At 39.8% G+C, this 9,683-nt stretch carries 7 protein-coding genes; 5 read left to right on the top strand and 2 right to left on the bottom strand.

The genetic code is table 11. The features are described 5' to 3' along the window. The 4 genes from ACE1B6_RS12645 to ACE1B6_RS12630 all read left to right on the top strand — a co-directional run. Window positions 1-639: response regulator (locus ACE1B6_RS12645; protein ID WP_413257591.1), on the top strand; the 639-nt coding region annotated here is incomplete at its 5' end. A 234-nt stretch (window positions 640-873) separates the two neighbouring features. Beyond that, entirely contained in the window at window positions 874-3,624 is a 2,751-nt protein-coding gene (locus ACE1B6_RS12640) for an ATP-binding protein (RefSeq protein WP_413257590.1), read from the top strand. Then, a complete protein-coding gene (locus ACE1B6_RS12635) occupies window positions 3,614-4,984 on the top strand; it encodes a diguanylate cyclase domain-containing protein (RefSeq protein ID WP_413257589.1) in 1,371 nt (456 codons plus the stop codon). The genes ACE1B6_RS12640 and ACE1B6_RS12635 overlap by 11 nt, the downstream gene beginning before the upstream one ends. Window positions 4,985-5,071: 87 nt before the next feature. Then, the gene (locus ACE1B6_RS12630) at window positions 5,072-5,854 is read left to right on the top strand and encodes a DUF4058 family protein (protein WP_413257588.1); all 783 of its coding nucleotides are present in this window, start codon (window positions 5,072-5,074) and stop codon (window positions 5,852-5,854) included. 203 nt (window positions 5,855-6,057) lie between these two features. Here the strand turns inward: ACE1B6_RS12630 and ACE1B6_RS12625 are convergent, their stop codons facing one another. Next, window positions 6,058-6,543 (bottom strand): hypothetical protein, encoded by a 486-nt coding sequence (locus tag ACE1B6_RS12625; RefSeq protein WP_413257587.1) that lies wholly within the window; start codon window positions 6,541-6,543, stop codon window positions 6,058-6,060. A gap of 371 nt (window positions 6,544-6,914) precedes the next feature. Further along, window positions 6,915-7,622 (bottom strand): ribulose-phosphate 3-epimerase, encoded by a 708-nt coding sequence (rpe, locus tag ACE1B6_RS12620; RefSeq protein ID WP_413257586.1) that lies wholly within the window; start codon window positions 7,620-7,622, stop codon window positions 6,915-6,917. A 267-nt stretch (window positions 7,623-7,889) separates the two neighbouring features. On the opposite strand from rpe, the gene ACE1B6_RS12615 reads away from it, so the two are divergent. Continuing rightward, window positions 7,890-9,482, top strand: a complete 1,593-nt coding sequence (locus ACE1B6_RS12615) for a S8 family serine peptidase (RefSeq protein WP_459563019.1) — start codon at window positions 7,890-7,892, stop codon at window positions 9,480-9,482. Window positions 9,483-9,683 lie beyond the last annotated feature (201 nt).

Genomic DNA, 9,683 nt, shown 5'->3' with positions numbered 1-9,683 from the left:
CCAACTTATAAAATTCTCACAGTAGATGACAAACCAATTAATCGCCAATTATTAATTAAATTGCTCAGTCCTTTGGGATTTGAATTAAAAGAAGCTACTAATGGAATGGAAGCGATCGCTATTTGGGATGAATGGGAACCTCATTTAATTTTTATGGATATGAGAATGCCTGTCATGGATGGTTACGAAGCGACAAAACATATTAAATCCACTACTAAAGGTAATGCTACAGCGATCGTTGCGGTAACTGCAAGTGTTTTAGAAGAAGAAAAAGCGATCGTCCTTTCCTCTGGATGCGATGACTTTATTCGCAAACCCTTTACGGAACACACTATTTTTGACATTTTAGCCAAACATTTAGGAGTCAAATATATCTATGCAGAAACAAAAATATCAACCTCAGAAAACTTAACCGAAACAACCTTGACATCTACAGAACTAATCTGTATGTCTCAAGAATGGATAACTCAATTATATCAAGCCGCACTAGAAGCTAACAGTAAGCAAGTTTTACAACTAGTAGCAGAAATTCCCCAAACAGAAACTACTTTAATCCAATCCCTCACCAAACTTAGCCGTCAATTTGAATTTCAACAGATTCTTGATTTAGTTGAACCTTTTATAACCAATGAACTTTGATTTTTAAGAAGAAAATACAACTAAAAATTATCACTAACAATTAAGCGATCGATCGCGTAGCGATCGCTACCTTAGTTTAACCATTTCACCTATAATTAGGTAGCAACCGTTAACTATAATCCACCTTTGTCAAACTCAAAAGCTACTTTTTGAACTCGATCGCTAATCTGGCGCTGAAGTGCAATACTATACCTAAAAAAAGAATTGTTGAGAGAATTTATCTTCCGATTGACTATGATTAATCAGTATTTCAGTATAATCAAAAAAAACCGCAGAATACCTCTCAAATTCGTGCTAATTGTCCCCTTTGTCGTGCAAATTGTTGGCGCTGTCGGACTGGTTGGTTATCTTTCCTACCGTAGTGGACAACAAGCAGTAGAAAAACTAGCTAATGAATTATTGATCGCAACTAATCATCGCATTAAGCAACATCTTGATAGTTATTTGGGGAAAGCTCAGGAAATCAACCGAATGAATGTCGATGCCTTCAAATCGGGAGTTTTAGACTTAAATGATTTTCCAGCTTTGGGGAAATATTTTTATTATCAAGTGCAAACTTTCAATTTTCCCGCTGTTACTTTTGGTACCGTAGAAGGAGGACTGATTGCCAGTGCTTATATTGGTAATATCAAGGGAAAAAAGCACGATTTTGAAATAGTAGAAATTCCTCGAAATCAGTCAGGGAAAGGTTACGCTTACTATGTCAACGAACAAGGCGATCGCATTGAATTATATGAAACCCTAAAAAATTCTCAAATCAACAAAACAGCTTGGTACGTAGATGCTGTCAAAGCAGGTAAGCCAGTTTGGAGCGCCATTTACTATTGGGCAGAAATACCCGAAATTATGGTTATTTCCGCCAGCGAACCTGTCTATGATAATCAGAAAAAACTATTAGGAGTATTAGGAGTTAGACGGGGAATTCGGCAACTTAACCAATATCTAAAAAAACTCAAAAATAACAGAGTAGGTAGCATTTTTATCATGGAACGTTCCGGTTTGCTAGTAGCAAGTTCGGAAAATGAACCTTCAGCCCCCGTGATTAATGGCAAAGCAACCAGACTGAAAGCTTTGAATAGTCCTGAACCTTTAATTCGTGATGTCACTCAAGAATTAATCAAAAATTTTGGCAGTTTAAAGGCAATTAGTCAACCTCATTTACTCCGCCCCAATCTTAATCAAAAACCTTTTGTCCGAGTCATGCCTTACAAAGATAAATATGGTTTGGATTGGTTGGTAGTTATGGTGATTCCTGAATCTCAATTTATGGCAGAAATTCAGGCTAATACTAATGTGACTATTTTACTTTGTCTTTTAACTTTAGCGATCGCCACAGGCTTAGGAATTACCCTTTTAAACCTGATTGCAGAACCGATTAAGCGATTAAGTCAAGCAAGTTACGAAATCTCTCAAGGTAAACTTAGTCAAATTGTGGAAGTAAAAGGAGTGTCTGAACTAGAAACTTTGGCAGATTCTTTTAATCTGATGGCGAAACAGTTACAAACCTCTTTTGAAACCTTAGAAAATCGGGTAAAAGAACGCACCGCAGAGTTAGAAATTGCCAAAGAAAAAGCCGAAGTAGCCAATCAAGCTAAAAGTACATTTATTGCGAATATGAGTCACGAATTGCGATCGCCCCTCAACGCAATTCTCGGCTTTTCCCAATTAATGTTAAAAACGCCAAGTCTAGCCCTCGAACAAAAGGAAGATGCCGGAATCATTTATCGCAGTGGGGAATATTTACTAACCTTAATTAATAATATTCTCGACCTTTCCAAAATCGAAGCCGGAAAAACTACCCTTAATCTTCAAAATTTTGACCTGCATCTGTTGCTTGACGATTTAGAAGATATGCTGTATTTACGTGCTAGTAATGCCGGGTTAGAATTGCTATTTCAGCGCCCAGAAAATGTCCCCCGTTATATCTGCACCGATCAAGTAAAATTGCGGCAAATTTTGCTTAATTTACTCAGCAATGCGATCAAATTTACCGAAGTAGGTCAAATTACTCTCGATGTCTTTCTCGGAAAAGTAGAAACCACAGATATTTTTCCTCTCTATTTCCGCATTCAAGATACCGGAGTGGGAATTTCACCCACAGAATTACCCAAACTATTTAATGCTTTTAGCCAAGCACAAGCCGGAAAGGAAATGCAAGAAGGAACAGGTTTAGGTTTAGCAATTAGCTGGAAATTTGTGCAACTAATGGGAGGGGATATAACAGTAGAAAGCGAACTAGGAAAAGGCACAACATTTCAATTTTATATTGAAACCAAACTCGGAGAACCAACAGTTACCAATGCTACAAAAGAGTATCCTACAGTTGTGGGACTTACACCCCATCAACCAACCTATAAAATTCTTACGGTAGATGACAAACAGATTAATTGTCAGTTATTAATTAAATTATTAAGTCCTTTGGGATTTGACATCAGAGAAGCGAGTAATGGTAAAGAAGCGATCGCCATTTGGGATGAATGGGAACCTCATTTAATTTTCATGGATATGCGAATGCCAATTATGGATGGTTACGAAGCCACAAAACAGATTAAATCCACTACTAAAGGTAATGCTACAGCGATTATTGCTTTAACTGCTAGTGTTTTGGAAGAAGAAAAGGCGATCGTCCTTTCCTCTGGGTGCGATGATTTTATTCGTAAACCCTTCATGGAACACACCATTTTCGAGACTTTAACCAAACATTTAGGAGTCAAATATATCTATTCAGACACCAAACAACCCCCAGCCAAAGAATTAACCGAAACAGCATTAACATCCACACAATTAACCTGTATGTCTCAAGAATGGATTAATCAAATATATGAAGCCGCACTAGAAGCTGACAGTAAGCAAGTCTTACAATTACTACAACAAATTCCCCAAACAGAAACTAATTTAATTCAATCACTGATAAAACTTACCCATCAATTTGAATTTGAGCATATAGTTGATTTAGTTGCACCCCTAATCACCGATGAATCCTGATTCTGAAAGGCAAAATAAAGGTAATATTCTGATAGTAGACGATCTGTTAGAAAATCTACAACTACTAAGCGAAGCACTCCTCAAACTTGGCTATACTGTTCGCAGCGTCACTAATGGGCGAATGGCACTAAAAACCGCCAAAGTCAAGCCTCCAGATATTATACTTTTAGATATCAAAATGCCAGAAATGGATGGTTATGAAGTCTGTAGAACTCTCAAAATCGATGAGAATTTACACAGCATTCCCGTAATTTTCATAAGTGCATTAGATGACGTTTTCGACAAAGTAACCGCCTTTAATTTAGGGGCGATAGACTACATCACCAAACCCTTTCAAATAGAAGAAGTCGTAGCCCGTCTTGAAAATCAGTTAACTATTCAACGTCAGCAAAGACTTTTAGAACAAGAGAATATTAAACGCAGAGAAGCAGAAGAAGTACTTTATCAATCGAGAGCTTTAATTGCTAGTGTTTTAAATAGTTCGCTCGATGGCATTGCTGCATTACAAGCCGTTCGTAATCCTGAAACCGGAAATATTGAAGATTTTCGTTGTTTAGTTGTTAACCCGGTAATTGCCAGAGCTTTTCAACGCACCCGTGAAGAAATGATTGGCAAATTAATACTCAAAAAATTTTTGAGCAAGATCGAGTCAGAACTATTTAATAGCTTAGTTGAAGTTGTAGAAACAGGAAATCCTCTAGAACGGGACTTTTACTATGAAACAGGAAACTCTTGTTGGTATCACTTTATAGCCGTAAAATTAGGCGATGGTTTTGCGATTACTATCCGGGATATTACAGCCAGAAAACATATAGAATTGGCTCTTCAAGAAGCCAATCAAAAATTAGAAGAATTAGCCAATCAGGATGGTTTAACTCACGTAGCTAACCGACGCTGTTTCGATGCTAGACTGCAAGCAGAATGGAAACGCCTTGCCAGAGAAAAACAGCCTTTGACACTGATTTTATTAGATGTTGATAAATTCAAATTGTACAACGATTGTTATGGGCATCTTGCAGGTGATGATTGTCTAGTAAGAATAGCCCAAACCTTACAAAAACTAATCCGTCGTCCAGCAGATTTAGTAGCAAGGTACGGTGGTGAAGAATTTGCAATACTCCTCCCAAATACAACTTTAGAAGGAGGTTTAAAAGTAGCACAAAGTATTCAACAAACAATTCGCGATTTGGCAATTTCCCATACACAATCAGGTGTAAAAGAAATTGTTACAGTTAGTTTGGGTATTTCCTCAATGATACCCAATCGGGAAATTCAACCAGATATATTAATAGGTAATGCAGATAAAGCTTTATATGATGCTAAAGAACAGGGACGCGATCGCTTTAGTATAAACTTGTAAATTTGATTATATCCTGCCAAAAATTCCTCCTATTAGCTAATTCAACAGTAAGATCAAAATAGAAATTACTCAAAGCGAGATACTAAAATGCCTTCTCCATTTCCAGGGATGAATCCTTATTTAGAAAATCCTCAACTGTGGTCAGAAGTACATCATCGCTTAATTACTGCGATCGCAGATGCAATAGAACCTAATCTCAGTCTTCAATATCGAGTAGCTATTGAAAAACGCACCTATCTGAGTGACGGAGAAGAATCTGTTATGATAGGCATTCCTGATGTGTCTGTATATTCCCAAGCTTCAACCCCAACTCAAACTTCATCCATTGCAACCTTACCTGCACAAGCCGAAGCTACTACAGTAACAATACCATTGCCAGAAGAAAAGAGAGAAGGTTATTTAGAAATTAGAGAAGTAGAAACTGGGTATGTTGTCACAGCGATCGAACTCATTTCTCCCAGCAACAAACGTGCAGGAAAGGGAAGAGATGAATATGAAAATAAGCGTCGAGAAGTATTAAGCAGTCCGACAAACTTGGTAGAAATTGACTTACTTAGACGCGGAAAACCAATGCGAATTTTAACTAAAATACCACCCTCAGACTATCGAATTTTAGTGTGTCGAGGTAATCGTCGTCCCCAAGCTCAATTGTATGCTTTTAGCGTGCGGCAAGAGATTCCTAAATTTCTGTTACCTTTGCGATCGAACGATACAGAACCATTAGTAGATTTACAAAGTTTATTAATTGGCGTTTACAATCGAGCTAGATTTGATATGGCGATCGACTACAATCTTGAACCCCTACCACCTCTAAAATCAGAAGATAAAATTTGGGCAGATGAACTGCTTAAAGAAAAAGGATTGCTTTGATTTTAAGAATAAACCCGATAAAGTTTCTCGTGAAGTTGGATTTGAACAGCTGATTGACTTAGCCGAACCTTTGAGAATTTATGATTAGCGATCCCTAAATAACAAAGGTGGGCGATTAATAAAAATCAGGAAAGAATCATTTATTTTATTAAAATTACCCACCCTACGTTAATTTGGTTAATTAGTTAATACCAATGGTAGGATTACAAACAGATAAGTAGAGGTATATCTCTTTTACTACCACTAGAAACAGAATAAGAAAACATCACCTGTTGACTAAGTTGTGCTTCATTTTTGTTAGTTGAAATATCAGTCCACACATTGAAAATGACTCGGTAAGTTCCCGAATAACCAGACAAGCCAAGCTTATTCCGGTATTTAAGAATCATTAACTGACAAAAAGCAGTTAATACGTCAGTACCCGCAGGTAAAAGATTATGGAAGAACCGAAACTCAGCAGTGTTAAGCACTTTAGTCATTTCGGAGTCATAATCATAAGTAGTCCTCCCACCAAACCCAGAATAATCATAATCAACTTTTCCACTATCATCAAACCAGATATGATACTGATCTATGCCAATGCGGTTTTCCCCATCCCAATAGTCAGGAATACCACAACTTTCGATGTAGTTCCGAATATCTGGGAATCCAGGGTATGTTAAATCACTCAGCTTTTGTACAATTTCCATGATGCTTGATTAATTACTTCATAAAATAATAATAATTTGAATCAAGTAGTTTTGATATTTTCTTAAGAAAAAATTAATAAATTCTTTGTAAATAAAAATATTTAATTAAAATTACTTTTATGATGGCTTAATAATTTCATAATGCTATTTTAATCTCAGAAGATTCTCCCAATGCTTCGTTTACAACAATCACCTTTCCTTGATTATCAGCTGCTAATTGCTGATTGGCGTAATTTTTATCTTAGGTTTTCCTCAAAAGAATTTGACAATTACTGACTTCCTGATAAATATTTAAAGCCCGCTGATGCGGGCTTCATTTATATAGTCCAATTCTTACGAATACAGACAATTAAATTGTAAATTCCTGAAAATTAAACGCTTGCTAATTCAGGAGTCGGACGCTTACTATTGCGAATACCAGTAATCGCTTCAGCATAATCCTTGGCATTAAACACAGCAGAACCAGCAACGATCGCATTCGCCCCAGCTTCCAAAACCTGCCAAGTATTATTACCCTTCAAACCACCATCAACCTCAATCCAAGGATCTAAACCCCGTTCATCACACATTTGACGTAACTTCTGAATTTTGGGAATCACACCAGGAATAAAACTTTGACCACCAAAACCAGGGTTAACACTCATAATTAGTACCAAATCGCAAAGATCCAGCACATACTCAATTAAATCTAAAGGAGTCGAAGGATTAAGAACCACACCAGCTTGCTTACCTAACTCCTTAATTTGACCCAAAGTGCGGTGCAAATGCGGAGAAGCATTATGTTCAGCGTGAACCGAAATAATATCAGCACCCGCCTTAGCAAAATCCTCAACATACTTTTCCGGTTCCACAATCATCAAATGCACATCCAAAGGCTTTTGTGTGTGTGGGCGAACCGCTTGGACAATTAATGGACCGATCGTAATATTCGGCACAAACCGACCATCCATCACATCAACATGAATCCAATCAGCGCCAGCAGCATCTACGGCGCGAATCTCCTCTCCCAGACGGCTAAAATCAGCTGATAAAATTGAGGGAGCAATAACAATTGACTTGGGTGACTGCGTTTGGGTCATGGCTGAAAAATCCTCTCCTGCGTCCTGCGTTGTAAGCATTTTAACAAAATGTGACACAAGCTCTAATCTAATTGATCGGTTGTAGGGTGCGTCAGACCATAAATCTAAGCAACAACATCAGAGTTTGAGTTTCTGACGCATCCTACCAATCTAGTTGACCAAAATTTAATTTTTGCGTCCTACTTCCGAATCTTGTACCCATAGAGTAGAGCAAATCTAAAATCTAAAATCTAAAATTTAAAATTAATAGACTTGTTGGTGCGGCAACTGATGAAAAAAAAGGCGTGGATTATTTTAGGATTTAGTGCTAGCTGCGTAACTGCCACAGCCCTAGCTTTCGAGACTTCCTCAGTGGGAGAATCTGGGATTGATGCAATTCGGCTACACAACGCTCCTTACAATTTAATTGGGCGAAAAATTGCGATCGGACAAGTAGAAATCGGTCGTCCCGGACTCTTCGGCATAGACAAAGCAGCAAATCGCAACCCCACAATAGTACAAGTTACACGAGTTTTTTGGCGCGACAGTCCAGCCAAAACCGACACCGATGTAGATCCCCACGCCTACAGCGTTGCCGGAATGATGATTAGTAACGCCAAAGCATTTCCCGGAGTTGCCCCAGGCGCAAGATTGTACTCTTCAGCGATCGGTTCAATGGACAAAGGCGGACAACCAGAAGAATGTCTCGCCTCCCAATACCTCGCCCAACAGAATGGCGGAGATCTCCGCGCCATTAACTTCAGCTTTGGCGAATCATTAGAACGAGATCCCCGTCCCGAAGCAGTTTTAGACGGTAATGCCCTGTTAACTCAATGTATAGATTGGTCGGCGCGGACTCATGACGTACTTTACATGATTGCCGGAAATCAAGGACGAGGCGGTATACCCATTCCCACCGATAACTTTAACGGCATTAACGTTGCCTTCACCAAGCGCATCAAAGGAATTTTTTCCAAAGTAGACTTTGCCAACATCGGAGACAGTGCGCCAGGAATTGTGCGCCGTCTTGCCGGAAGAGAAATTAACTTAGGCCCTCGGCGTGCCATTGGTTTAGTCGCACCAGGACATGATATTAACGTAGTTAGTATCGAAGGCACAGTGCAAAAAGTTAGCGGCACCAGTTTAGCCGCACCTCACGTTACCGCTACAGTAGCTTTGTTACAAGAATTTGGCGATCGTCAACTCCGTACCAAACAACCCAACTGGAGTCTCGACTCCCGTCGCCACCAAGTCACCAAAGCCATACTACTTAACTCCACCGACAAACTCAAAGACAAAGGCGACAACTTACTAATGGGAATGGGCAAAACCATCACCGACAAAAAAAACCGCACTTGGCTAGAATCCGACGCTTACCAAGATCCCAAAATTCCCCTAGATATGCAAATGGGCACAGGTCAGCTAAACGCTTACCGCGCCTATCAACAATTTAAAAGCGGACAATGGAAACCATCCCAAAAAGTCCCCTCAATCGGTTGGGATTACGACAAAGTAGATACCAACACCTCTGTAGACTACGTACTAGAAAAACCCCTACAACAAGGAAGCTACGTTTCTTTAACTTTAGTGTGGAATCGTTTAGTAGACCTAAACGACACCAACAAAAATGGGCAATATGATATTGGGGAAACTTTTAAAGACCAAGGTTTAAACAACCTCGACCTTTACCTGATCCCCGCTGACAGTAACGACAATACCACCTACACTTGCGCTTCCATCAGCGCAACCGACAGCACAGAACACATCTTCTGTCCCATCCCCAAAACAGGTCGTTACAAAGTCCGCATCCACCACCGTCAACAAGTCAACGAACCCTCTCAACCCTACGCCCTCGCTTGGTGGACTGTACCCGCTAAGTAGGGGCAGGGGGGCAGGGGGCAGAGGGGCAGAGGGGCAGGGGGGCAGAGGGGCAGGGGGGCAGAGGGGCAGAGGGGCAGAGGGGCAGGGGGGCAGAAGGAGTTTTTCCCCAGTCCCCAGTCCCCAGTCCCCAGTCCCCAGTCCCCAGTCCCCAGTCCCCAGTCCCCAGTCCCCAGTCCCCAGTCCCCAGTCCCCAGTCCCCAG

The sequence above is a fragment of the Floridaenema fluviatile BLCC-F154 genome, assembly GCF_041929135.1.
In the GTDB taxonomy this organism is placed as follows: Bacteria; Cyanobacteriota; Cyanobacteriia; order Cyanobacteriales; family Aerosakkonemataceae; genus Floridanema; species Floridanema fluviatile.
Note: the sequence above shows the minus strand (reverse complement) of the source record. Positions and strands in the feature narration are given on the sequence as shown.